Origin of the sequence: Microbacterium sp. LEMMJ01 (genome assembly GCF_002114135.1) — a bacterium.
Classification (GTDB): domain Bacteria; phylum Actinomycetota; class Actinomycetes; order Actinomycetales; family Microbacteriaceae; genus Microbacterium.
The window spans coordinates 287,389-312,568 of record NZ_NCTV01000017.1; the positions used below are offsets into that span (position 1 = coordinate 287,389).

Below are 25,180 nucleotides of genomic sequence, written 5' to 3' on the forward strand. Positions count from 1 at the left end.
CGAGGCAGCATATCGATATGCTGCACTGCTCATGCTTCGCAGCAGCCAAATGGCCAAGAGATCCTCCAGCCCGCGCCTGGTACGCTCCACGCCTTGGTCTGTGTGCACTGGGTGACGATCTCTTGGGCGCTAGCGATGCGTTGCCATGCGGCGTTCATCGCGCGCCCGCCTGGCATCAATGGCCTGCCAAACAGCTAAATAGCACCCGCTATTGCAGCGACGCCTCCGGCAAGGCCGATCACATCACGGATGTCCATGCCGCGGGCCGAAGTGCAATCGATCTATCTCCCGAGTCGGAGCGCCAAGCGTCGCGTCGTACTTCGTGTGTCCACTTGCGGCTATTGGAACCCGCCCGTCAACCGCCCCCGCATCCGCGAACTGCTCTCGTTCATCCCAACGATCCTCACCGTCTTCCCCAACGCGACGTACTTCGTCTCGATCGCATCCAACGCAGCAACGGTCGACGCATCCCACACATGCGACCGCGACAGATCGACGACAACCCGATCGGGATCCTCGGTATACGAGAACAACGTCGTCAGATCATTGCTCGACGCGAAGAACAATTCCCCCTCCACGACGTACGTCACGAAGTCCCCGGCCTCAGACAGCACGCGCGTAACCGAAACGAAGTGCGCCACCCGCCGCACGAACAGCACCGACGCGACCAGCACCCCACCGACGACTCCGACCGCCAGGTTGTGCGTGATCAGCACCAGCACCACCGTCGCGATCATCACGAACGTCTCGCTCTTCGGCATCCGCTTCAGCGTCGACGGCCGCACGCTGTGCCAATCGAACGCCCCGATCGCGACCATGATCATCACCGCCACGAGCGCCGCCATCGGAATCGTCCCGACGAAGTCGCCGAACACCACGACCAGCAGGAACAGGAAGATCCCGGCGCAGAACGTCGAGATGCGGGTCCGCGCGCCTGACGCCTTTACGTTGATCATCGTCTGACCGATCACCGCGCACCCGCCCATGCCGCCGAACATTCCGGAGAGCACGTTCGCGACGCCCTGCCCCCACGATTCGCGGGTCTTGTTCGAGTGGGTGTCGGTGATCTCGTCGACGAGCTTCGCGGTGAGCAGCGACTCCATCAGCCCGACGAGCGCGACTCCGAGCGCGAACGGCGCGATGATCGTGAACGTCTCCCACGTCAGCGGAACGTTCGGGATGAACAGCGACGGCAGGCTCCGAGGCAGCTCGCCCTGATCGCCGACCGTCGGCACCGTGATCCCGAAGGCGAGCACGACGCCCGTCACGATGATGACCGACACGAGCGGCGCCGGCACGATCTTGGTGAGCTTCGGCATCACGAGCATCACGACGATGCCGAGCGCCACCAGCGGATACACCAGCCACGGCACGTCGATCAGCTGCGGGAACTGCGAGCTGAACACGAAGATCGCGAGCGCGTTCACGAACCCGACCATCACGCTGCGGGGGATGAATCGCATGAGCTTCGCGACGCCGAGCACTCCGAGGACCACCTGGAAGATCCCGGCGAGGATGACCGTCGCGATGAAGTAGTCGAGCCCGTACGTCGGTGCGACGGGAGCGATCACGAGCGCCACGGCTCCGGTCGCCGCGGTCACCATCGCCGGTCGCCCGCCGAGGAACGCGATCGATACCGCCATGATGAACGACGAGAACAGCCCGACCTTGGGGTCCACGCCGGCGATCACCGAGAACGCGATCGCTTCCGGGATGAGCGCGAGTCCGACGACGAGCCCGGCCAGCACCTCCCGCGTCAGCAGTCGCGGGTTCTTCAGCGCGTCGAGCACCGAGGGGTGGGCGCGATAGCGGGCGCGGTCGTCGACCGTCGTTGCAGACATGGAGCTCCAGGGGAAGGCGCCTCAGAGAGGAGGCAGACGTTCCAGCCTACGACTGATGCACGAGCGCCCACCCGCGCCCCTTCCACCCACCCCGTACATCCGCCAGGATGAACACGACCGCCCCGAGAGGAGCCCCGCATGTCGCTCGCCCCCTCCACCGCCCCGGACACGGCATCCGCCGCGCTCCCCGGCGTCGTGGTCATCGCCGCGATCCGCCGAGTCCTCCTCTGGTCGCTGATCACCGCATTCCTCTACCCCGTGTTCATGACCGCCAGCAAAGGCATCTGCCCCGGCGGCGTCGACGCGAACGGCGGGTTCATCGACTCCGCGGGTCAGCCCGTGGACGAGGCTCCGCAGTGCATCCAGCTCACGCTCGCGCCGAGCCCCCTCGTCTACGTCGCCATCGCCGTCATCCTGCTGCTCGCGCTCGGTCGCGTGATGAAGGCGGCCGACGAGCGCACGGCGCTTCGCACCCTGGAGTGGACCCTGCGCGGAGTCGGGCTGTTCGTCGTGGTCGCGATCGTCGTCTCGCACGTCTGGTTCGCGCTGATCCCGCTCGAGCAGTTCACCAGCGACTCCTGGAGCGTCGTCAGCCCGTTCCCGTTCGGCTCGATCGACGTCGAGGTGACGCCGATGACGACCTCGTGACCGCCTAGTCGCGCCAGTCGATCCCGACGCCGGCGATCCGTCGTCCGGCCTCGTCGGCGGCGACCGGCTCCCCGACGTCCGCCCCGCGCTCGAGCGAGACGGCGGAGTGCACGATGGTGTCGGCGTACACGTGCACGAGGTTGTAGCCCTGCGCGGCGTCCTGTCCGCGGGTGGCGCCGACGGGCTGCGCGAGGTCCTGCCCGTACGCGCTCGACGAGGCGACGGCGACGGGGATCCCGGCGAAGGTGCCGAACGACGGATGGTGCACGTGACCCGACAGGATGCCCCGCACGTCCGACCCCCGCAGCACCGCGGCCAGCGCGTCCTGATCCCGCAGCTCGACCGTCACGGCGAGGTCGAGCACCGTGGGCAGGGGCGGATGGTGGATGAGCAGCAGCGTGCCCTGCGGTGCCGCCGTCGACAGCTCTCCCTCCAGCCACTCCAGCTGCGACGACGGCACCTCCCCCCAATGCGCGCCGGGCACCGTCGAATCGACGACGATGACGCGCATCCCCCCGAACCACCGCACCTCCACGATCGGCTCGTCACCCGCCCCCGCGAGTCCGAGCTCCGATCGCATGGCACGGCGGTCGTCATGGTTGCCGGCCGCCCACACGACCTCGCAGCCGAGCGCATCGGCGGCGGGCGTCACGAGCTCGCGCAGTCGATGGTAAGCGGCGGCATCGCCCCGGTCCGTCAGGTCTCCCGTGAACAGCAGCGCGTCGGGACGGAGTCCCGAGGCGACGAGCCGGTCGAGCATCTCCGCTAGGTTCGCGTCGGCGTCGGCCCCGCTGCCGTACAGCGGCGACCGTTCACCGGGCAGGTGCGTGTCGGAGATGTGCACGAAGGTGTGCGACGGGCGAGGGTGTTCGGTGAGGATCATGTCTCTTCCTGGTCGGCGGACGGAGGCAGGTCGGGGCAGATATCAGACGGCGGCGGCCGTGGAGCCGGGGACGAGCGTTCCCGTGAACGAGCGGCGTACGAGCGTCTCCGGCTCGTCCGCGGTGAGCAGCTGCTGCATGGTCTCGACGGCGGCCGCGGCCACCGCCTCCACGGGGATCCGCAGGGTGGTGAGCCCGAGCAGGTCGGCGCCGGGAAGGATGCCGTCGCACCCGGTCACGCTCACGTCCTCCGGCACGCGGAGCCCGGCCGCGCGGGCGGCGCGCATGACGGCGAGCTGCCGGTAGTCCGAGGCGCACATGACGGCGGTCGCCCCTGCGCGCACGGCGGCGAGGGCCTCGTCGACGCCGTCATCGGGACGCGCGCCGGCCGAGATCATCGTCACGGCGACGCCCGCCGCGGTCAGCACCTCCTGCATCGCGAGCGCGCGGAGGTGCTCGGGGTACGAGGCCTCGGGGCTTCCGGCGAGCACGACGACGGTCCGGTGGCCGAGCGCCACGATGTGCTCCGCGAGCAGACGTCCGTGGCCCTCGTCGTCGTAGTGGGCGGTGTGAATACGGCCCGCCGACTCCACGCGCCCGGCACGGAGGATCGGCACCTGGTCGGCGAACGGCTCGAGCTGCGCCGCGGAGATGCCGCCGGTGGCGACGATGAGTCCGGCAACCCGCATGCCGAGCAGCCGGTGCAGCGCATTCACCTGCTTGGCGCCCTGCTCGTCGGCGCCGATCGTGACGGTCACGAGGTCGAGGCCGCGCTGATGCGCCTCCTCCTGCAACCGGGAGAAGAGGAGACCGTACGCGGGGTTGCTCGCATCGCGAAGCATGAGGCCGACGGTGCCGGTGCGTCCGGCGGCGAGCTCCGCGGCCATCGTGTTGCGCACGTACCCGAGCCGCTCGGCCGCTTCCAGGATGCGCTCCTGCGTCTCCGGCGCGAACCGGCCCTCGCCCTTCAAGGCTCTGGTCGCCGTGGCTCGCGACACCCCGGCCGCCGCGGCGACGTCGCTGATCGTGACCCGCAGGGCGGGAGTCCCAGCATCCGCCCCGCTCATGCGCGCTGCTTCCGTCGGCGGGGCGCTCCGGCGCGCGAACCTCGTCCATACACGAGATACATGGTGACACCCATGATGATCATGAGCAGCACGGTGTAGACGAACGTGATGGGCATCGCGTCGAGGTTGTTCTCGCCGCGCGTGCTCTCCTGGATCGCGACGCCGAGCGGCTTGTACAGCGGGTGGTAGAGGAAGATCGCGGCGTCGTAGTCGTCGAGCAGGCTGTTGAAGTTCAGCGCCGTGATCGCGGCCGCGGTCGGCAGCACGAGCGGGATGAGCACGCGCCGGAACGTGGTCAGCGAGCGCGCTCCGAGGATGCGCGAGGCGTCTTCCAGGGAGTCCGGCACGGACGCGAACCCGGCCTTGAGCAGCCGCAGCGTGAAGGGGATCTTCACGCAGATGTACGCGACGAGCAGCAGGACCGGCGTCCCCGTGAGCACGATGTTGCCCACGAGCGGCTGCGGGGCGTCGAAAGCCATCACAAAGGCCAGCGCGATCAGCACGATCGGCAGGATCCACGGGATGTGCAGCACGTACTCGATGGCCGTGGTGAGCAGGTTGCGGTGCTTCTGCATCATCCGCGCCACGAACAGCAGCCCGCCCACCACGATGACCGCGGCGAGGGCGCTGTAGACGACGCTCACGATGAACGGACGGAGGGCCGCCGCGCTGGAGAACACGGTGATGTAGTTGTCGAGCGTGAAGCTGTCGAGCGTGATGGATCCGGCGAGGATGCTCCGCGCGTCCACGAACGAGAAGATCACGATGAGCACGACCGGGATGAGGTAGATCACCCAGAGGAGGTAGGCGACCACGTGCACGACCGCGTTCGCGAACGGGTTGCGGATCCGCTGCTTCTGGATCGGCGTCGCCACCTTCGCCACCGAGAAGTACACGCCGGACTTCTCGGCGCGGTTCATGATCGCGAGCAGGATGATGGTCGCGACACCGAGCACGATCGCCAGCAGCGCCGCGATGTCACGCGTGATCGGGCTGCGCGACAGGTCGATGATGAGCGGTGCGACGGTCTGGAAGTCCGGCCCGCCGAGCACGAGGGGCGCGGTGAGCGCCCCGAGGCCGATGAGAAAGGTCAGCACGGTGACGGCGAAGAGCATCGGCTTCATGACCGGCAGCACGATGCGACGCAGGATCGTCCAGGTCGAGGCGCCCATGAGCTTCGCCGCCTCGATCGACGCGTAGTCCACCTTGCCGAGCGACGAGGACAGGAACAGCATGTGGTTCGTCGTCGTCGCGAACGTCATCACGAACACGACCGCGAAGTAGCCGGAGAACCAGTCCCGGTTCATGTCCGGCCAGATGTTCACCATCAGATTCGTGATGAAGCCGAATTTCCCGTAGATGAAGTTGTAGCCGGCGGCGAGCACGATGCCGCCGTAGATCAGGGTCGTGGCGTAGCCGAGCCAGAGGAGCTTGGCGCCGCGCACCTGGAAGTACTGCGTCACCAGCACGATGAACACCCCGACGACGTTGACCGTGACGGACAGCGTGATCGCGAGGAGGAAGCTGTTGCCGAGCGTCTTCAGGGCGCGCTCGCTGCCGAGCAGCTTCTCGACGGCGCGGATGCTGAACTGGCCGTCCGGGAAGAAGGTCGCGGCGAGCAGCTCGGCGTTCGGCAGCACGAGGAAGGCGGCGGCGAACCAGACCACGACGATGCCGGTCACCCAGGCGAGCGGCGAGCGGAGCATCGCGCGCACGCTGCCGGGCCGTCCGCGGCGCAGGCGGGGCTTCGTCGCGGTGCCCGCCTCGGCGGCCTCGGTGGTCAGGGCGCCGGGGGCGTCGGTCATGGCCGCGGACGGCGGCGGCACCGGGCGGGAGTCGTTCTGCGGAGCGCTCATGTCACGCCGCCGGGTACTGCAGAATCCACCGCGGGTCGACGTCGATGCGCACGGCGTCGCCGACGTCCCACCGGTGCGCGCTCGCTGCGGCCGGCACGCTCACCCGGAGCGTCCCGTCGGCCGCCGACACCGTGTAGACGCTGTGGCTGCCGTGGTACGTGCGCTCCGCGACGGTGCCGTCGAGCGACGCCGTGCCTCCGGCGGCGGCCGCGGACGGCGACGCGAGGTGCAGCTTCTCCGGCCGCACGTAGCTCTCGGCCGTGGCGTCGAGGCCGGCACCGATCGCGACGAGCTGCGCGGGGCTGAGCCGGTTGTTCTCGCCGATGAACCGGCAGACGAAGGGTGTCGCGCTGCGGTCGTAGATCTCCTCCGGCGTGCCCACCTGCTGCAGCGTCCCGGCGTCGAGCACCGCGATGCGGTCGCTGAGGGTGAGCGCCTCCTCCTGGTCGTGCGTGACGTACACGGTGGTCACGCCGACCTCGTGCTGCAGCTCCTTGAGCTGTTCGCGCAGCTGGACGCGGAGCTTGGCGTCGAGGTTCGACAGCGGCTCGTCCAGGAGCAGGATGCTGGGGGTGAGCGCGAGCGCCCGGGCGATGGCGACGCGCTGCTGCTGGCCGCCGGACAGCTCCGCCACGTTCTTCTCGAGCTGCGACGCGGCGAGCCCGGTGCGGTCGGCGACCTCGTCCACGCGCCGCCGCTGCTCGGCCTTCGACACCTTCTGCACCGAGAGGCCGAACGCGATGTTCTCCCGCACGTTCATGCTCGGGAACAGCGCGTAGTTCTGGAACACCATGCCCACGCCGCGCTTCTCGCTCGGCACGCGGGTCACGTCGCGACCCGCGATGTGGATGCGGCCGCCGGTCGGCTCGATGAACCCCGCGAGCGTGCGCAGGGCGGTGGTCTTGCCGCATCCGGACGGACCCAGGAGGGTGAAGAACTCACCCTCCTGGATCTCCAGATCGAGGTGCGAGACCGCACGGTGGTCGCCGAACACGACCTCGACGTCGTCGAAACGGATCATCGTCTTCTCTCTCTGCCGGTGCGGGACTGCGCGGGTCAGCCGATGTACTCGAGCGTGACCTTCTCGACCCAGGCGCCGAGGTTCTCGCTCACGAAACCGAAGTCGATGTCCTGACGGTCGAGCGTGCCCATGAGCTCGACGACCTCGGGGTTGGCCTTCTCGACCGCGCCCTCGTTCACCGGCATGGCGTTGAACTCCGCGGCGAACTCGCCCTGCACTTCGGCGCTGCCGAACCAGTCGATGAACTCCTGTGCCTTGTCCTCATTGTCCGTGCCGTTGATCTGTGCGATCTGCTCGGTCACGTAGGGGACGCCGTACTCGGGCACGATCATCCCGGTGCTGGTGCCGTACTCCTCGTCGCGGGCGGAGATGCCGCTCGACGGCAGCACGCCGTAGTCCACCTCGTCGCGGGTGATGCGGGCGTAGAGGTCGGTGCCCTCCACGGCAGGGGAGCCGTTGGCGTAGTACGACTTCACCAGGTCCCAGCCCTCGTCGCTCACGCCCAGGTCGCCGTCCTCGTCGAGGTGACGGGTGAGCATGCTGGCGAGCACGAGCTGCGGGGTGGCCTGGCCGAGCGCAGGGTTGACCTCGTAGCGGCCGGCGAACTCCTCGTCGGTGTACAGGTCGTCGGGGTCGGTGGGCGCGTCGCTGATGCGGTTCTCGTCGTAGACCGTGACGATCGCCTGCTCCACGAGCGGCCAGAACGCGCCGTCCTTCGGGTCGCCGGCGTCTGCGGGCACCTCGCCGCTCCAGCTCGGCTCGTAGGCCGTGATGGCCTCTTCGGTCTTGAGCTGCTCGAAGAACATGTTGTTCAGGCCGAACACCACGTCGCCGACGGGGTTGTTCTTCTCCGCGATGATGCGGTTCGTCAGGTCGGCGCCGCCGAGGCCCACGATCTCGATGTCGATACCCGCGTCCGCCGCCTTCTCGGTGATCCACTCACCGCGGCCGTCGCTGTTCGAGTTCGTGTAGACGATGAGGGTGTCGCCGGAGCCGCTGTCGCTGCCGCCGCCGTCCGCGTCTCCATCGCCGCCCGCCGTGCATCCGGTGAGCGCGATCGCCGCCGCGGCCGTCAATCCGATGAGCGCCCAGCGCCTCTGCTGCCTGTCGGCCATGTTCGTCCCTTTCTCGCCTTCGAGGTGTGTCGATGCGACACTACCGGTTCTTGTGGTGAAGGCACAAAGATTGTCTGGTTTCGTGAGCGCGGTCGCGCGTCCGCACTCAAGATAGGCGCGCGGCGTGAACGTGAGGATGCGATGAGGTGAACGGGTGGGGGATGGGTCCCGGACCGGGGTGTGGGATGTCCTGTCGGAGGGTGCGGAATGCCGGTATTGACTCGAACATTTCTTCGAAACTCGCGCCTCGCGGAGATAAAATGAAGCATGTCGAAAATGTCCGGGTTGCGCGAGGCGATGGAGCGTCTCGACGAGGCGTGGGGCTCTGCGAGCTGCGCGCCGGAGCTCTCCCGCGCGCAGCTCGTCGACGTCGCCGACGCGATCGGACTCCTGCAGCGCCGGCTCGATGCATTGCACATCGACGTGGCGGCTGGCATCGCCCGGGAGTCGCGCGCCGAGCTCGGGGCCGACAGCCTGGCGAAGCAACGCGGGTACCGCACGGCGGCGAAGCTCATCGCCGCCGTGACGGGCATCTCGACGGGGGAGGCGCAGCGCCTGGTGAAGGTGGGAGAGGCGACGTCACCGCGGAGCGATCTGCTCGGTGCGCCGCTGCCCGCGCGGTACCCGCTCCTCCGGGAAGCGCTCGCGTCGGGTGCCCTCGGAGCGCCGGCGGCTGGTCTCCTCGTCGCCCTGCTGGATCGCTGTCGCGTGGCCGCCGGGGTGGAGCGCATCGCCGAGGCGGAGCGCGTGCTGGCCGCCACAGCCGAGGGGCTCGAGCTCGATGCGGTGCGCAAACTCGTCCTCCGCGCCGAAGCGTGGCTCGACCCCGACGGCGTGGCGCCGCGGGCGGAGGAGCAGCGCGCTCGGCGCGGACTGCGCATCTTCGAACGGGACGGCATGGTGCACCTGCACGCGCAGCTCGATGCCGAGACCGCGGCGCCGGTCGTCACCGCGATCCGCGGGCACGTGTCCGCCGTGTTCGCCGCCCGCCTCGACGCCCCTGATGCGGGGTCGCCGGACGCCGACCGGCGCTCGGTCGCGATGATCCAGGCCGATGCGCTGGCCCTCTTCTGCGGGCATGTGCTCGGGTGCGAGGGTGATCGGGTGCCGCTCGCGGGGGCGACGGTGGTCGTCCGGGTATCGCTGGACGATCTGCAGGCGGGAGCCGGGTCGGCGACGATCGACGGGCTCGACCAGGTGATCGACATCGGCGCCGCGCGGCGGATGGCGGCCAGCGGCGGCGTCATCCCCTGCGTGCTCGGCGGGGCGAGCGAGGTTCTGGACTGGGGTCGCGAGAAGCGCCTCTTCACCCGAGCCCAACGCCTGGCACTGGCCGAACGGGACGGCGGGTGCGCGATGTGCGGGCTTCCCCCGGGGATGACGAAGGCTCACCACCTCCGCTGGTGGCAGCGCGACCGAGGTCCGACCGATCTCTCGAACGGGATCCTGCTCTGCGAGACCTGTCACCACCGCATCCACGACAACGGGTGGGAGATCGTCATCGAGGGTTCCGGTGTGGCCGGCCGGCCCTGGTTCCTTCCGCCGCGGTGGGTCGACCCGCAGCGCACACCACGGCTGGGCGGACGGGCGCGCTTCGATGTCGCGGCCTGAGTGCGGTGCGCAGGCACGCGAGTTCGGGCGCGGGGCGTTGTGGGGCTGTCAGCGGCGGAGGCGGGAGCGCACGCGTCGCGCGGTGCGTGCCAGGGCGTCACGCCAGGCGCCTCTGGGCCATTCCCGGTGCAGGCGCAGGCTGCCGTCGTCGTTCCGCACGAGTTCGACCCGCCGGCCCGCGAGAAGGGGCGAGCGGCCGAGGTGTGCGACCACGTCCGGGGCGGCCGTCAGCGGCGCCGTGAACACCCAGCCGGCCACGCGGACCGCGACCGATAGATCGGCGTCGCGCGCACCGTCCTCGCGGAACACCTTCATGGGGTCCACGGCGATGGGAACCGCGTCGAGGCGCTTCGGTCGGCGCCCGCCGACCTTGCGCTCCGAACCCGCGGTGGACTCCGCGGCCTCGCCCGGCTGCGGGGTGTCCTGCGCGACCACGTCGACCCGGTCGGCACGGCGCTCCTTGCGGGCGTCCAGCAGGCCAGGCGGAAGATCCTCCGTCGTCGACAGCGGGAGGGACAGCAGATGATCCGCCGAGCCGACCGTCTCGAACACGAAGGCCTCTTCGCCGTTCCGACGCACGCGGACGCGCACGGTCAGCTGCAGCCCTCCCCGCGACCAGCGCGCCGAGGTCACGGCGGCGGTGCAGGTCGTCTCGGCCTCGAAGGCGGCGAAGGCGAGCAGGTCGTCGCGGCGGTCGGCGCGCAGCAGAGCGGCGCGGATGCGCTGCGGGAACGACAGCCCCGCGTCCACGCCGGGTCCGAAACGACGCTGCGTGAGCGGCACGACCACGTCCAGCAGACGGTCGCGGTACTCCGCCGGGTACTTCACCATCCGTCGCCCGGCGATCCTGTTGAGGATCTTGCCGCGGAACCAGTGCCGCAGCAGCCGATCCCGCACCTTCCCCGGTTCGGTGTTCGCCTCGACCACGTCGAGCACGGTCTCCAGATGCGGGAAGTACGACTCCGGCTCGATGCGGGCCGAGCTCGCGCTCCCCGGCTCCTTCACCCACGCATAGCAGGGCTCGCTCGCGAGCACCGAGATCGTATCGGCGGCGAAGTACGCCTGCATCACGAAGAGATGGTCTTCGAGCCGCACCTTCCCGTCAGGGAAGCGGATGCCGTTCTCCCGCAGGAAGGCGGTCCGGAACATCTTGTGCGGCGTCAGCATCTCCAGGATCGGGTCTTCCCCGAGCACCGCGTGCGGGATGTCGCGCTGGAAGATCTTGGCGGGCAACTTGCGTCCGATGCCCACCTCCTTGCCGACCACGACATCGGAGCCGTTCTCGTCCGCGTAGTCGCACAGCCGCTCCAGCGCCCGCGGGTAGAGGCGGTCGTCCTGATCGACGAACTGCACGTACGTCCCTCTGGCCTCTTCGACACCCCGGTTGCGCGGAGTGCCGGGCCACCCGGAGTGCGGCAGCGACAGCACGCGCACATGCGGACGGTCCTTCGCGATGCTCTCGAGCCGCGCGGCCGTCTCCTCCCCGGAGCCGTCGTCGCAGAGCAGGACCTCGAAGGACCCCGCGGGCAGCGTCTGCGCGTCGAGCGAGGCGATGAGGTCGTCGAACGACGCCTTCGGCCGGAACACCGGCACCACCACGCTCACCCGCACGCGGCCCCCGGCCGCCTCGTCCCCGGTCGCACTGCTCATGGACGTCATCCCCCTGTGATCGTGACCGGCCCGAATCTCCCCCGCCGGAGATTCCAGCCAACCATCCCTTCCTGCTGAGCGCGCCAGGCTCGCGGCGGTCCCGGGTGTATGCCGCCGCCGTGGAGGATCAGTGCAGGGTGAGACCGATCTCGAACGAGCGCCGCCAGGGGAGGGTCAGCTCCGCGATCCGCACGTCCTCGGCGGGCAGCATCGACTCCAGGAGGGCCGTCAGCTCCGCACGGATGACGCGCTCGGCCGTCGCGACCTGCGCATCCTCGGCCATCGGGTAGATGTCGGGGAAGAGGGAGGGGCCCGCATCGGTGCGCACCACGGCCTGGTAGGCGAAATCGTCGAGCAGCCGCGTGAGCAGGGCGATCCGCGCGGCACGCTCGTCGAAGGAGCCGGTGGCCCGGCCCACCACTCCGGCGGCGGCCACCGCGACGACGCTGCCGAGCGTGTTCCCGGCGGTGTTCCACCCGCCGAAGGCCTCCAGGCGCCCGAGCAGTCCGGCCTCCGCCAGCGCGCGCACGAGCGCCTCGTCCGCGCCGTTCGGGTAGCGCACGTCGGCCAGGGCCACGTGCTCCCCGGCCTCCAGACGCTCCCGCACGAGTGCGACCGTCCCCGCGACGGCCTCGACGTCGACGACCTCCGGCCGCCCGCGGAACATGTCGTGCCGGTCGGGGTCCGGGGCGTGCAGCACGAGGGTGACGTCGCCTCCCGCGGCGACCTCCTCGGCCCCGGCCGCGCGGATCTGCCGGCTCGCCGACGCCGCCAGCGACATATTCTCGTACGGCGGGACGCGCTCCATGCCGGCGGCGTCCGCGCAGGCCACCGAGAACGAGGCGGTCACCCCGGCGTTCACCGCGAGGGCCCGGGCGACGAGCGCGGCCCCGACCTCGTCGGCCCCCGGGTACATCAGCACGCGCCGGCCCGACGGCAGCATCCGCATCCAGTGCCGGAGCCACACCTGCTCCGCGCTGCCCGCCGCGAAGGGGGCGGTGTCGTCGGCGGTGATCGCCAGGAAGTCGAGGGTCTCGTCCTCCACGAGGCCGAGCGTGGAGAGGTTCACGATGTGGTTGCGCAGCCGCCGAGACGAGTAGTCGGAGACCACATCGGCCGGCACCGGGGTCAGCGCGTCGAGCGGCAGCACCTCGGTCTCGCCGAGCAGCCGGTGCGCGTCGCCGCCGAGCGCGTGGATCTCCTTGCCGTGCTCCGTCCAGTAGGTCGGCTCCTCGGCCGCGGAGTAGGAGTTGCTCGCCCTGGTCACCAGCGACACCGCCGAGATCGGCAGGTCGGGCCGCATCCGCCGCACCTCGCGCAGCACGTCCAGGCGCGCCAGCACGTCGCGAGCGGTGTCGTGACTCGTGCGGCTCGCGATGAGTCCCCCGTAGAGCAGCATGTCCACCGACACCACCAGGTGCACGGTGGCCGGGTCCGCGGCACGCTCGCGCAGCCAGGCGCCCAGCCCGTCGGCATCGCCCGCGGTCCGGTAGGAGGGGAGGATCCCGGCGGGCGGAACGTCGAGGGTCACGCCCGCGACGGCCGCGACGTCTCCCGGGAGCTTGACGTTCACCGGACGGTCGTCGAGGGGCAGCAGCGCGATGCGCGGGCGGAGGATCGGGTCGGACACGAGGAGCCTTTCGTCGGTGAAGGGGGTCGCAGATCGGGGATCAGGGGCGGGCGACGGAGACGAGGTACGAGTAGCGGTCGCCGCGGTACACCGACTCGGCATACTCGATCGGGCGGCTGCGGGCGTCGTAGGTCGTGCGCTTCACGAGGAAGGCGGGCGAGAACGGCGGCGTCTGCAGCGCGGCCGCCTGCTCCTCGTCGAGGACGACCGCGTGGATCTCCTGGTCGGCGCGCACGGCGGTGATGCCGAAACGGGTGCGCAGGTCGTCGTAGAGCGAGTCGCCCTCGATGCCGTCCTCCAGGCCCGGCACCGCGTCGGCCGCGATCGAGCACACCTCCAGGCAGATCGGGATGTCGTCGGCGGTCCGCACCCGGCGGATCCGGACGACGCGCGACTGCGGGCTGAGGTTCAAGGCGTATCCGGCGGTCTGCCCGGCCGCCGCGGTGCCCACGTCGACGGAGAGGGAGCCGGGTCGCATGTTGCGGGCGAGCATGTCCTCCGAGAACGAGGTCAGCTCGAACGCCTTGCTGATCCGCGAGGCGCTCACGAAGGTGCCCGCTCCCTGCAGCCGGTACACGAGGCCGTCCCGTTCGAGCTCGTCGAGGGCGCGACGCACCGTCTGCCGATTCACCTCGAGCGACTCCGCGAGTTCGCGCTCCGTCGGCAGCTTCTCGTGGGGTGCGAGCCCCTGGTCGATGACCTTCTCCAGATGCCGCCGCACGCGTTCGTGCTTCGTGAGGCCCTCGATCGCCGCCATGGTTCCCCCTCGTTTGGACTAACCCAATCTTGACGATCACCCGGGATTGTGTCAATGTCTCCTCTCAGCGGTTCCTAATTGGTCTATTCCAATCCTTGCACGGTCAACGATGAGCGGAGAATCCCCATGCACGTGAAGCACAACATGCGCCGACGCGTCCTGGTCGCCGGGGCGCTGGGCACGGCGACGATCGTCGCCCTGAGCGGCTGCGCCGGCGGCGGCGGCGACGCGGACGGCCCCACCGAGATCACGTTCTCGTACCTGTGGGGAGGCGAGGAGGCGAAGGCGCTGGAGGCGATCATCGCCGACTTCAACGCCAGTCAGGACGACATCGTCGTCACGGGCGTCTCCAGCCCTGACACCCAGAAGCAGCTCACGTCGATGTCGTCGTCGAACGGCTCCTTCGACATCTCCGACAACTTCGGCAACACCGTCGGCGCCTGGGCCTCGAAGGGCATCCTCGCGCCGCTCGACGAGGCGATCGCCGCCGAGGACATCGACGTCGACGACTTCGTCCCCAGCGCCATGGAGCAGATGACGTACGACGGCAAGATCTACTCGCTGCCGATCGCCATCCACAGTTTCCAGCTGCTCTACAACCCGCAGCTCCTGGAGGAGGCCGGGGTCACCCCGCCGACCACGATGGACGAGCTCGCCGCCGCCATCCCGAAGCTCACCAAGAAGGACGCGTCGGGCAAGATCACGCAGCTCGGACTCGGCTCGGCGAACGACAGCACCACCCTCACGACCCTCGGCTACGCCTTCGGCGGGAGCTGGGACGGCGAGGACGGCCCGACCCCCGCGGAAGACGGCAACCTCGAGGCCCTGCAGTGGTATCAGGACAACGTGATCGAGCCGGTCGGCGCCGACGCCATGGCCACGTTCGTGTCCGGACAGGGCGAGTACCTCTCCGCGCAGGACCCGTTCTTCAGCGGCCAGGTCGCCATGATCATCGACGGCGAGTGGCGGTCGGCCAGCGCCGCCAAGATCGCCCCCGACTTCGAGTGGGGCGTGACCGCGATCCCCGCCGCCTCGCCGGACCTGGAGAACAGCACGCAGGTCACCGCGAGCACCCTCTTCATCCCCGCGAACTCGAAGCACAAGGAGGAGGCGGCCACGTTCCTCGCCTATCTCGTGAGCGACGAGCCCATGGAGAAGTTCGCCGTCGCGCTCGGCAATCTCCCCGGCCGCTCCTCTCTCGCCGGCAGCGCCGCGTTCGACGAGCTGCAGGACTTCGGCGTCTGGGCGGAGGCCGCGTCGTCCCCGAACGCGAAGTCCCTGGCGAGCCGTCCGTACAGCGCCGAGTACGCGACCGACCTCGCGACCGCGTTCGACGAGGTCGTGCGACTGACCGCCACCCCGGAGGAGGCGATCGCGACCGTCGAGGAGCGCATGGCCTCCTACGCCTCGAAGTGAGCCGGTCCTCGTGACCACGGCAACGGCACCCCGGGTCCGGCAGGAGAACGCTCCTGCCGGACCCGGCGCTCCCGTCCGGCGGCGCCGCAGCCGCCGGACCACGCTGATCGGGCTGGCGTTCGCGTCGCCGTTCATCGTCGGCTTCCTGTTCCTGTTCGCCTATCCGATCGCGGCGTCGGCGTACTACAGCTTCACCGACTTCAACCTGTTCCAGGCGCCGGAGTGGGTGGGGCTGGACAACTACACCCAGATGTTCGCCGACGGGGTGTTCTGGAAGTCACTCGCCAACACGGCCGTGCTCACCGTGTTCGGCGTGCCGCTCGCGATCGGCATCGCGCTCGCCGGCGCGCACCTGCTGAACACCCCCGTGCGGGGCCAGCCGCTCTACCGCGCGCTCGTCTACCTGCCCTCGATCGTGCCGGTCGTCGTCGGCGGCTACCTGTGGCGCTGGCTGCTGAACGCCCAGTACGGCTTCATCAACCACTTCCTGTCATGGTTCGGCATCGAGGGCCCGGCCTGGCTGCAGCAGCCGGAGTGGACGAAGCCCGCCATCATCCTCATGTCGCTGTGGACCGTCGGCGGCACCATGATCATCTACCTCGCCGCCCTGCAGGAGGTGCCGAAGGAGTTGTACGAGGCGGCCGAGCTCGACGGCGCGGGGGCGTGGCGCCGCTTCACGAACGTCACCTGGCCCACGGTCTCCCCTGTGACCCTGTTCCAGGTGATCGTGAGCATCATCGGGTTCCTGCAGATCTTCACGCAGCCCTACATCCTGTCGCAGGAGCGCCTCAACCAGGCGGGCTCGGGGCCGGGGCAGTCGATGCTGTCCTACGCGATGTACCTGTACCAGAACGCCTTCGTGTTCCTGAAGATGGGCTACGCCTCCGCCATGGCGTGGACGCTGTTCATCATCACGCTCGTCGTGAGCCTCATCGTGCTCGCGACCTCGAGGAAGTGGGTCCACGATGGCGCACGCTGACATCTCCGCACCGGTGCGCCGCCCCCGTCGCACCCGGCGCACGCTCCGCCGCGTCCGGCAGCAGATCGCGGTGACGCTGCTTGCGCTGCTGTTCCTGTTCCCACTGCTGGTGATGCTGTCGACCGCGTTCAAGACGCCCGGCGACGTGTTCTCCTCGCCGCCCACCCTGCTGCCCGCCGAGTGGACGACGGCCAACTTCGCCGAGGCGTTCGCGCAGATCCCGGTGTGGCGCTACCTCGCCAACACGCTCTTCGTCTCGGGCATGAGCATCCTGGGCACGGTCATCTCCTGCCCCCTCGTCGCCTACGCGCTCGCGAAGGTGAAGTGGCGCGGCGCCCGACCGCTCCTGATCCTCGTGCTCGCCACGATGATGCTGCCGCCGCAGGTCACGCTGATCCCGCTGTTCCTCGTGTGGAACGGGCTGGAGGCGACGAACACCTATCTCCCGCTCATCGTCCCCGCGTTCCTGGGCACGCCGTTCTTCATCTTCATGATCCGGCAGTTCCTCCTCGCGGTGCCGGACGAGCTCATCGAGGCCGCCCGTCTGGACGGTGCCTCCGAGTTCCGCACCTACGCGACGATCGTGCTCCCGCTGGCGCGCCCGGCCATCGTGACCGCCGCGATCTTCCAGTTCGTCTGGGCGTGGACCGACTTCCTCAATCCCCTCATCTACCTCAACGACCAGTCGACGTACACGCTGTCGATCGGTCTGTACGCCTTCTTCGGGGAGAACGACGTGGCCTGGGGGCCCCTCATGGCCGCGTGCGTGATGTTCACCCTCCCCGCCGTGGCGATCTTCCTCCTCGGCCAGAAGTTCTTCATCGGCGGTGCCAGTGCAGGAGCCCTCAAGTGACCCATGAATCCCTCGCCCTCCTCCGCGGCCGGCTCGTCGCCTCGGTCCAGGCCTCCGCGGGAGCTCCCGCGAGAGACACCCACGTCATCGGCGCGCTCGCCGAGTCGGCGCTGCTCGGCGGCGCGAGCGGCCTGCGGCTCAACGGGCCGGAGGACATCCGTCGGGTGCGACCGGTGACCGATGCGCCGATCATCGGGCTCCACAAGGTCTGGAACGGCGTCCGCAACGTCATCACCCCGGAATGCGCGCTCGCCGCGGGGCTGGCGGAGGCCGGGGCGGACATCATCGCGGTGGACGCCACGACGGAGCAGCTCGGCACGGACTTCCGGCTCATCGGGGAGATCGCCGCGGCGACGGGGCGGCCGGTGATGGCCGACGTGTCGACGGTCGCGGAGGGCGAGCGCGCCTGGGCGGCGGGGGCGGCGGTCGTCGGCACGACCCTGTCCGGCTACACCCCGCACTCGCCGCGTCAGGACGACCCTGACCTCGACCTCGTGGCCGCGCTCGTCGCCGCGGGGATCCCGACCATCGCCGAGGGGCGCTATCAGACCCCCGCGCAGGTGCGTGCGGCCTTCGACGCCGGGGCCTTCGCGGTCGTCGTCGGCGGAGCGATCACCGATCCGATCGCCCTCACGCGTCGGTTCGTCGCGGCGACACCGGCCGCCCGGGAGCGGGTGTGATCGTCGGGGTCGACATCGGCGGCACGAAGATCGCCGTCGCCGGGTTCCGTGCGGAGCCGGGCGGGGCGCGCCGTCGCGCCACCGCCGTGCACACCCTGCCGACGCCAGCTCGGGAGGGTGGCGAGGCCATCGTGCGGGCGGTCGTCGATGCGATCGATGCGATCCGCGGTGGGGAGCAGCTCGCGGCGGTCGGCGTGGGCACCGCGGGCGTGGTAGATCAGGACGGCGGCATCACCTCCGCGACCGATGCGATCAGCGGCTGGGCGGGCTTCCCGCTGCGTGCGGCGCTCATCCGAGCCCTCGATGTCCCGGTGGCGGTCGTCAACGACGTGCACGCGGCGGCAGTCGCGGAGGCCACAGCAGGGGCGGGCAGGGGAGCGCGTGGTCTGCTGATGGTCACGGTCGGCACCGGCATCGGGGGAGCCGTCGTCCTCCCGGACGGTCTCCGCGCAGGCGTGACCGGCACGGCGGGATCGGTCGGGCACACCGAGCTCGCCCTCCCGCCAGGACTGGCCGGTCGTCGATGCGGCTGCGGAGGGGTCGGGCACGTCGAGGCCGTGGCCTCCGGTCCGGCGTTGGAGCAGACGTACCGCAAGCGCACCGGCATGGCGCGTACGCTGCGGGAGGTGGACACGGCCGCTCGTGCCGGGGATGCGGTCGCCGAGGAGGTGATCGCGGAGGGGGCGGCGTTCCTCGGTCGCGCGCTCGCCGGGGCGCAGGCGCTCCTGGACGTGGAGGTCGTCGCGGTGGGCGGCGGCGTGGCGGCCATCGGGGAGCGGTACCTCGCCGGGGTCGCCCGCGCCTACCGCGCGGCGGCGATGCCGGGCCCGTCGACGGCCAAGGTGCGATCCGCGGAGCTCGGGGTGGATGCGACCGTCACCGGGGCTGCGGTGCTGGCACCGGTCTGAGTCCGGATTCCCACCCCGCATTCAGCGTTAACGATATATCGTTGAGTATCGTTCACGACTGGGAGGTCATCATGAACAACGCATTCCCCTCCACCCCGTTCGGCGGCAACGGCAACGGCAGCAACGGCGGCGACTTCGCCGGCGGCCTCGGCAACCTCTTCGGGGGCTCGCAGGGTCCCGCCGGAGCACTGTTCGAGGCGATGGACCAGCTCCGCAAGTCGTTCGAATCGCGTCCCTCCGGCGGGTCCCGCATGGCGCGCGGCGACGTGCGCGCCGCCGTGCTCTCGCTCCTCACCGAGCGACCGATGCACGGGTACCAGATCATCAACGAGATCGCCGAGCGCAGCGGCGGCACCTGGAAGCCGAGCGCCGGCTCCGTCTACCCGACGCTCCAGCTCCTCGCCGACGAGGGTCTGATCGAGGCCGAGGAGCAGAACGGCCGCAAGACCTACGCCCTCACCGAGGCCGGCCGGGCCGTCGCCGCGGAGAGCACCGAGACCCCGCCGTGGGTGCCGTCCTCCGACAAGGACCGCAGCCGCGACGCCCGGTACAGCGCTCTGCCCAAGGCCGGGGTCGACCTCGCCGCCGCGGCCGCGCAGGTCGGGCGCAGCGGCTCCGCGGAGCAGGTGCAGCAGGCCATCGAGGTGCTCGACGAGGCCCGCCGTAGGCTGTACACGATCCTCGCCCAGGACTGACCGCGTCGTGCGGCGTCCGGCGCGGAACGGCGGAAGGATGACGCGATGACGGCAGCGGCGGCACAGGGTCCCCACCGAGCCCGGTACCGCCGCATCCTGTCGTTCGCGAGCCGTGAGTTCCTGAAGATCTGGTGGTTCGAGCTCGTCCTTCCGCGGTTCGGGCTGTCTTCCGTTGCGGAGCGCACACGCGCCCGCCGCATGCAGCGGTTCGCGCGCCGATTCCACACGCTCGCGATCGAACTCGGCGGCCTCATGATCAAGGTCGGGCAGTTCATGTCCTCGCGCCTCGATGTGCTCCCACCCGAGATCACCGCCGAGCTGGAGGGGCTGCAGGACGAGGTTCCCGCCGTGCCCACCCCGCAGATCCGGGCGCTCGCGGAGGCTGAGCTGGGCATGCCGCTCGAGCGGGTGTACACCTGGTTCGACGACACCCCCGTCGCTGCCGCGTCCCTCGGCCAGGTGCACCGTGCCCGCCTGTCGGCGCTCGACGCGGAGGACACCGGTCTCGACGAGGTCGTGGTCAAGGTGCAGCGCCCGGGCATCGACGAGATCGTCGCCGTCGACCTCGCCGCCCTCCGCCGGGTCGCGCGGTGGCTCACCCGGGTCCGGATCGTGGCCGACCGCGTGGACGCCCCCGCCCTCGTGGAGGAGTTCGCCGTCACGAGCCTCGAGGAGATCGACTACCTCCACGAGGCCCGCAGCGCCGAGCGGTTCCGCGAGAACTTCGCCGACGACCCGCGCGTCGCCGCCCCCGAGATCGTCTGGGAGCGCACGACCCGTCGGGTCCTCACGCTGTCCGACGTGACGGCGATCAAGATCAACGACACCGCGGCGCTCCGGGCGGCGGGCATCGACCCCTCCGCGGTCGCCGACGCCTTCGCCGAGGTCATGTTCGACCAGGTCTTCACGCACCGGTTCGTGCACGCCGACCCGCACCCCGGCAACATCTTCGTCACGCCGGTCCCTTCGACGGGCTCAGGGACCCAAGGGGGCTCAGGGACCCAAGGGGGCTTCCGGCTGACGTTCATCGACTTCGGCATGATGGCCGAGGTCTCCGACAACCTCCGGCAGGGACTGCGGACCCTCCTCATCGCGGTGACCGCGCGGGACAGCCGCGGCCTCGTCCGCGCCGCGAAGGAGATCGGCGTGCTGCTCCCCACGGCCGACACGGGAGAGCTGGAGCGGGCGCTGACCGCCCTCTTCGCGCGCTTCGGCGGGATGGGGTTCGCGGAGCTGAGCCGGGTGGACCCGCGGGAGTTCACCGACTTCGCCGAGGAGTTCGGCGACATGGTGCGGCGGCTTCCGCTGCAGCTCCCCGAGGACATGCTGCTCCTCATCCGGGCCGTGTCCCTCACCTCCGGCATGTGCAGCGGCCTCGATCCCGCGTTCAACGTGTGGGACGCGGCCGAGCCGTACGCCGCGCGGCTGCTCCGCGACGAGTCCGGGACCCTCATGCAGGACATGGCGCAGCAGACGATGGCGAACGCGGCCACGACCTGGCGGCTCCCGAAGCGCATCGACGACATCATCACCCGCGTCGACGACGGCAACGTCTCCTTCGACACCTCGCGTCTGGAGCGCCGCCTCGACCGGCTGGAGGGTATCGCGCGGCGGATCGCCTCCGGGGTCCTGTTCGCGGCGATGCTCATCGGCGGGGCGCTGCTCGTCGGTCCGCTCCCGCCGCTGGGCATCACCCTGCTGTGGGTCTCGGTGCTCCCGCTCCTCGGCGCCCTCTTCCTGGGTCGCCGCCGCCCCCGCTGACCCCCGCCAGGCCCAGACCCGCCCGGCGGTCCCGCCCAGGCCCCGCCCCAACACCCCCGCCGGAACAGGCGATCGCGCGGAACCAGGCGCTCCCAACCAGGAGTGCCTGATCTCCCGCGTACGCCTGAGCCCGCACAGGTGGAAAGATGGTCTCTCATGGACACGCCTGACGAGAAGCCCACCGAACGCTCCGCAGGATCCCCGACCCGTCCGCGCACCGACGCCGTCGTGACCGGGACGCACCGCCAGGCGGCGAAGGCCTCCGAGACCGCGCGCAAGATCGTCCGCGACATCACGACGGTCCCGCCGCGCAGCGTGCACCCGGCGCTGGTTCCCGGGGTGTCGGTGGAGGAGACGGGGCGCACCTACCGCACCGACCCGCTCGTGTTCGGCGTCGCCGCCGCGTTCGCCCTCGCCTTCATCGCGTGGGGCGTGTTCGCGGGGGACAACCTCGCCGGCACCACGAGCACCGTGCTCGCCTGGGTCGTGGAGTACTTCGGCTTCTTCTTCACGACCATCGCAACGATCATCCTCGTGTTCATGCTGTTCGTCGGCTTCAGTAAGTACGGGCGCATCCCGCTCGGCCGCGACGACGAAGAGCCCGAGTTCTCGATGTTCTCGTGGATCTCCATGCTCTTCGCGGCGGGCATGGGCATCGGCCTGGTGTTCTGGGGCGCGGCCGAGCCGCTGACCTTCTTCGAGAATCCGCCGCCCGGCACCGTCGAGGCGAACACCCTCGAGGCCATGCACACCGCGCAGACGCAGGTGCTCTACCACTGGGGCCCGCAGGCCTGGGCGTTCTACGCGCTCGTCGGTGGAGCCATCGCCTACGGCGCCTACCGCCGCGGCCGCACGCCGCTGATCTCGTCGATCTTCGCCCCGCTGCTCGGCGAGAACCGCACGACGGGCCCGGTCGGCCGCACGATCGACATCTTCTCCATCATCGTGACGCTGTTCGGCACGGCTGCCTCGCTGGGGCTCGGTGCGCTGCAGATCGGCCACGGCGTCGAGATCGTCAGCGGAGCCGGACCCCTCGGCAACGGCATCCTCATCGCGGTCATCGCGGTGCTCACGGCCTGCTTCATCGCGTCCGCCGTGTCGGGCGTCTCCAAGGGCATCCGGGCGCTGTCGAACATCAACGCCGTGGTCGCCATCCTGCTGGCGTTCTTCGTGTTCTTCGTCGGCCCGACGCTGCTCATCCTCAACGTGATCCCGTCGGTGGCCGTGCAGTTCCTCGGCGATCTGCCGACCATGATCGGCCGCTCCGCCTCGCAGGGTGAGGCCGCGCAGGCCTTCCTGTCGAGCTGGACGATCTTCTACTGGGCGTGGTGGATCTCCTGGTCGCCCTTCGTCGGCATGTTCATCGCGAAGATCTCGCGCGGCCGCACGCTCCGTCAGTTCGTGTCGGTCGTCATCGTCGTGCCCTCCGCGATCTCGCTCGTGTGGTTCGCGATCTTCGGCACGACGGCCATCCAGCAGCAGATGGACGGCGCAGGCCTCGTCGTCGACCCGCCGGAGGAGGTGCTGTTCGGGGTGCTGGAGAACCTGCCGTTCCCGCTCGTGACCAGCATCATCCTGATCATCCTCATCGCGATCTTCTTCATCACGGGTGCCGACTCCGCCTCGCTCGTCATGGGCACGCTTTCGCAGCAGGGCCGCCCGGAGCCGTCACGCTGGGTCGCCGTCGTCTGGGGCGTGCTGGTCGGTGTGATCGCCGCCGTGCTGCTCGTCAGCGGCGCCGAGGGGAGCGGGCTGCAGTCGCTGCAGAACGCGACGATCATCGCGGCGCTGCCGTTCGCGATCATCATGACGTTCATGATGATCGCGTTCATGAAGGATCTGCGGCGCGATCCCCTGATCCTCCGCGACCGGTATGCCCGCGCCGCCGTCCGCCACAGCGTCATGGCCGGACTCGAGGAGTACGGCGACGACTTCGCGCTCGTGCCGGTCGAGTACGACCACTCGGAGGACGACCTCGCCTGGATCGACGAGGACACCGTCGACGACACCCTCGCCGAGGTGTACGAGGCCGCGACCGAGGCGATCGACATCATCCCGCCGGCCGAGGTGGATGCCGCCGTCGATGCCGCGATGGACGCCCCTGCCGACAAGGACTGAACGGGAGAGCTCAGGCGCTCACGCCGGATCAGGCACGTCCTCTCGCAGGACGCCTGAACCGGCGTGGTCGCCTGCCTCGGCAGCCGCGGTGATCCGCGCGGCCATGCCGGAGAAGATGAGTCCGTGGAAGGGCAGCACGGCGAGCCAGTACAGCCGGCCGAGGAGCCCGCGGGGGAAGAACACGGCACGCTGCTCGTAGCGGGCGCCGTCGCCGTCGGGCACCGCGCGCAGTTCGAGCCAGGCCTCGCCCGGCACCTTCATCTCGGCGCGGAGTCGCAGCAGATGCCCCTCCTCGGTCTGCTCGACCGCCTCGACGCGCCAGAAGTCGATCGCATCCCCGACGCGGGCGGCGGTGCGGCTGCGGCGTCCGCGGCGGAGCCCCACGCCGCCGACCACGCGGTCCATGAGCCCCCGCACCGCCCAGAGCAGCGGCGACGAGTACCACCCGTTCTCCCCGCCGATCCCGAGGATGACGCGCCACAGCTCCGCGACGGACGCGCGCGTCGCGACGGAGCGCTTGTCCGTGAAGACGGTGCGTCCGGCCCAGTCGGGGTCGCTCGGCAGCGGGTCGCTCGGGGCGCCGGTCACCTCGGCGTCCTGCCAGCTCGTCTCCACGGCGTCCGCGTCCACCCGGCCGAGGGCCAGCGCCACGGACCGGCGATACGGCGTGAGCCCGCCCTCGGGCCGCGGGATGAGCGCGTCGACGGCGTGGTCCTTCATGATGCACTCGTTCTGCAGCGAGGCGACGAGGGGCCGGGCGATGGAGCGCGGCACCGGCGTGACGAGGTTTACCCAGTGCGAGGCGAGCTCCGGGGTCAGCACCGGAAGGGCGGCGATGGCGCGCTGCCGCAGTCCGGCCTCCACCGCGTACCCGTTCATCATCTGCCCGTAGCGCAGCACATCCGGTCCGCCGATGTCGACCGCGCGGTTCACCTGGTCGTCGACCCGTGCCGCCCCGAGCAGGTAGTGCAGCACGTCGCGCACGGCGATGGGCTGGATGCGGTTGCGCACCCACTTCGGCGCCGGCATGTACGGCAGCACGTCGGTGAGGTGCCGGATCATCTCGAAGGACGCCGAACCGGAGCCGATCACCACGCCCGCCTGCAGGACGAGGGTCGGCACCCCGGACTCCAGGAAGATCTCGCCGACGTGGACCCGGGAGCGCAGGTGAGGGGAGAGCTTCACGTCGTCCGGGTGCAGGCCGCCGAGGTAGACGATCCGCCGCACCCCGGCTCGGGCGGCCGCGGTGGCGACGGTGGCCGCCGCGCGCTCGTCGCTCTCCTCGAAGCTCTTGCCGGCCGACATGGAGTGGATGAGGTAGTACACGACGTCGACGTCGTCCATCGCGGAGGCGACGGCGTGCTCGTCGTCGGCGGACCCCTCGAAGATCTCGCACTCCTCGCCCCAGCCGAAGGAGGCGGCGCGGACGGCGTCGCGGGCGAGGACCCGGACCCGGTAGCCGGCGTTCAGCAGGCGCGGGGTCAGGCGGCCGCCGATGTAGCCGGTGGCGCCGAGCACGAGGGCGCGGGGCGCGGAGCCGTCGTCGCGGGGGGCAGCCCGAAGGGCGTCTTCGCGACCGGTGGGCTGGGTGAGCTCGCTCATGCTCCGAGCGTAGATCCCGGGGCCGACACGGGGAACGGGCTTGCGCCCGCGGCATCGCCGTCATGACACGCTCGCGAGTACCCCGGCGACA

20 protein-coding genes are annotated in these 25,180 nt (G+C 70.2%); 10 read left to right on the forward strand and 10 right to left on the reverse strand.

Annotation, left to right across the window (positions count from 1 at the left end):
• Positions 1 to 338 precede the first annotated feature (338 nt).
• A complete protein-coding gene (locus B7W94_RS03845; RefSeq protein WP_085604509.1) occupies positions 339 to 1,841 on the reverse strand; it encodes a SulP family inorganic anion transporter in 1,503 nt (500 codons plus the stop codon).
• 138 nt (positions 1,842 to 1,979) lie between these two features.
• On the opposite strand from B7W94_RS03845, the gene B7W94_RS03850 reads away from it, so the two are divergent.
• On the forward strand, positions 1,980 to 2,489 hold the full coding sequence (locus B7W94_RS03850) for a hypothetical protein (protein WP_085604512.1): 510 nt from the start codon (positions 1,980 to 1,982) through the stop codon (positions 2,487 to 2,489).
• A 4-nt stretch (positions 2,490 to 2,493) separates the two neighbouring features.
• Here the strand turns inward: B7W94_RS03850 and B7W94_RS03855 are convergent, their stop codons facing one another.
• The 5 genes from B7W94_RS03855 to B7W94_RS03875 form a co-directional block, all read right to left on the reverse strand.
• Positions 2,494 to 3,372, reverse strand: a complete 879-nt coding sequence (locus B7W94_RS03855; protein ID WP_085604514.1) for a metallophosphoesterase — start codon at positions 3,370 to 3,372, stop codon at positions 2,494 to 2,496.
• A 42-nt stretch (positions 3,373 to 3,414) separates the two neighbouring features.
• Positions 3,415 to 4,437 (reverse strand): LacI family DNA-binding transcriptional regulator, encoded by a 1,023-nt coding sequence (locus B7W94_RS03860; RefSeq protein WP_085604517.1) that lies wholly within the window; start codon positions 4,435 to 4,437, stop codon positions 3,415 to 3,417.
• Positions 4,434 to 6,143 carry an ABC transporter permease gene (locus B7W94_RS03865; RefSeq protein WP_172400068.1) on the reverse strand — a complete coding sequence of 570 codons (1,710 nt, stop codon included), beginning with the start codon at positions 6,141 to 6,143 and terminating at the stop codon, positions 4,434 to 4,436. The genes B7W94_RS03860 and B7W94_RS03865 overlap by 4 nt, the downstream gene beginning before the upstream one ends.
• A gap of 151 nt (positions 6,144 to 6,294) precedes the next feature.
• Positions 6,295 to 7,314, reverse strand: a complete 1,020-nt coding sequence (locus B7W94_RS03870) for an ABC transporter ATP-binding protein (RefSeq protein ID WP_085604520.1) — start codon at positions 7,312 to 7,314, stop codon at positions 6,295 to 6,297.
• Between the two features lie 35 nt (positions 7,315 to 7,349).
• The gene (locus B7W94_RS03875) at positions 7,350 to 8,429 is read right to left on the reverse strand and encodes an extracellular solute-binding protein (RefSeq protein ID WP_085604523.1); all 1,080 of its coding nucleotides are present in this window, start codon (positions 8,427 to 8,429) and stop codon (positions 7,350 to 7,352) included.
• A 267-nt stretch (positions 8,430 to 8,696) separates the two neighbouring features.
• Between B7W94_RS03875 and B7W94_RS03880 the strand changes: the two genes are divergently transcribed.
• The gene (locus B7W94_RS03880; protein ID WP_253247379.1) at positions 8,697 to 10,040 is read left to right on the forward strand and encodes an HNH endonuclease signature motif containing protein; all 1,344 of its coding nucleotides are present in this window, start codon (positions 8,697 to 8,699) and stop codon (positions 10,038 to 10,040) included.
• A gap of 48 nt (positions 10,041 to 10,088) precedes the next feature.
• Here the strand turns inward: B7W94_RS03880 and B7W94_RS03885 are convergent, their stop codons facing one another.
• From B7W94_RS03885 to B7W94_RS03895, 3 genes are all read right to left on the reverse strand, one after another.
• Positions 10,089 to 11,690, reverse strand: coding sequence for a glycosyltransferase family 2 protein (locus tag B7W94_RS03885; RefSeq protein WP_172400056.1), 1,602 nt, complete (start codon positions 11,688 to 11,690; stop codon positions 10,089 to 10,091).
• A 127-nt stretch (positions 11,691 to 11,817) separates the two neighbouring features.
• Positions 11,818 to 13,320 (reverse strand): DUF4127 family protein, encoded by a 1,503-nt coding sequence (locus B7W94_RS03890; RefSeq protein ID WP_172400057.1) that lies wholly within the window; start codon positions 13,318 to 13,320, stop codon positions 11,818 to 11,820.
• Between the two features lie 40 nt (positions 13,321 to 13,360).
• Positions 13,361 to 14,077, reverse strand: coding sequence for a GntR family transcriptional regulator (locus tag B7W94_RS03895; RefSeq protein ID WP_085604536.1), 717 nt, complete (start codon positions 14,075 to 14,077; stop codon positions 13,361 to 13,363).
• A 126-nt stretch (positions 14,078 to 14,203) separates the two neighbouring features.
• Here B7W94_RS03895 and B7W94_RS03900 point away from each other — a divergent pair, with 126 nt between their 5' ends.
• The 8 genes from B7W94_RS03900 (at position 14,204) to B7W94_RS03935 (ending at position 23,487) form a co-directional block, all read left to right on the forward strand.
• A complete protein-coding gene (locus B7W94_RS03900; protein ID WP_025104070.1) occupies positions 14,204 to 15,493 on the forward strand; it encodes an ABC transporter substrate-binding protein in 1,290 nt (429 codons plus the stop codon).
• A 10-nt stretch (positions 15,494 to 15,503) separates the two neighbouring features.
• Positions 15,504 to 16,472, forward strand: a complete 969-nt coding sequence (locus B7W94_RS03905) for a carbohydrate ABC transporter permease (RefSeq protein ID WP_025104069.1) — start codon at positions 15,504 to 15,506, stop codon at positions 16,470 to 16,472.
• Entirely contained in the window at positions 16,459 to 17,325 is an 867-nt protein-coding gene (locus B7W94_RS03910) for a carbohydrate ABC transporter permease (RefSeq protein ID WP_085604539.1), read from the forward strand. The genes B7W94_RS03905 and B7W94_RS03910 overlap by 14 nt, the downstream gene beginning before the upstream one ends.
• Positions 17,322 to 18,005 carry an N-acetylmannosamine-6-phosphate 2-epimerase gene (locus B7W94_RS03915; protein WP_085604542.1) on the forward strand — a complete coding sequence of 228 codons (684 nt, stop codon included), beginning with the start codon at positions 17,322 to 17,324 and terminating at the stop codon, positions 18,003 to 18,005. The genes B7W94_RS03910 and B7W94_RS03915 overlap by 4 nt, the downstream gene beginning before the upstream one ends.
• The gene (locus B7W94_RS03920) at positions 18,002 to 18,913 is read left to right on the forward strand and encodes an ROK family protein (RefSeq protein ID WP_085604545.1); all 912 of its coding nucleotides are present in this window, start codon (positions 18,002 to 18,004) and stop codon (positions 18,911 to 18,913) included. The genes B7W94_RS03915 and B7W94_RS03920 overlap by 4 nt, the downstream gene beginning before the upstream one ends.
• Positions 18,914 to 18,984: 71 nt before the next feature.
• Positions 18,985 to 19,608 carry a PadR family transcriptional regulator gene (locus B7W94_RS03925; RefSeq protein ID WP_085605007.1) on the forward strand — a complete coding sequence of 208 codons (624 nt, stop codon included), beginning with the start codon at positions 18,985 to 18,987 and terminating at the stop codon, positions 19,606 to 19,608.
• Positions 19,609 to 19,653: 45 nt separating this feature from the next.
• Positions 19,654 to 21,369, forward strand: coding sequence for an ABC1 kinase family protein (locus tag B7W94_RS03930; RefSeq protein ID WP_085604549.1), 1,716 nt, complete (start codon positions 19,654 to 19,656; stop codon positions 21,367 to 21,369).
• A gap of 156 nt (positions 21,370 to 21,525) precedes the next feature.
• The gene (locus B7W94_RS03935) at positions 21,526 to 23,487 is read left to right on the forward strand and encodes a BCCT family transporter (RefSeq protein ID WP_085604552.1); all 1,962 of its coding nucleotides are present in this window, start codon (positions 21,526 to 21,528) and stop codon (positions 23,485 to 23,487) included.
• 18 nt (positions 23,488 to 23,505) lie between these two features.
• On the opposite strand, the gene B7W94_RS03940 is transcribed toward B7W94_RS03935, so the two are convergent.
• Positions 23,506 to 25,089 (reverse strand): SDR family oxidoreductase, encoded by a 1,584-nt coding sequence (locus tag B7W94_RS03940; RefSeq protein ID WP_025104063.1) that lies wholly within the window; start codon positions 25,087 to 25,089, stop codon positions 23,506 to 23,508.
• Between the last annotated feature and the right edge of the window lie 91 nt (positions 25,090 to 25,180).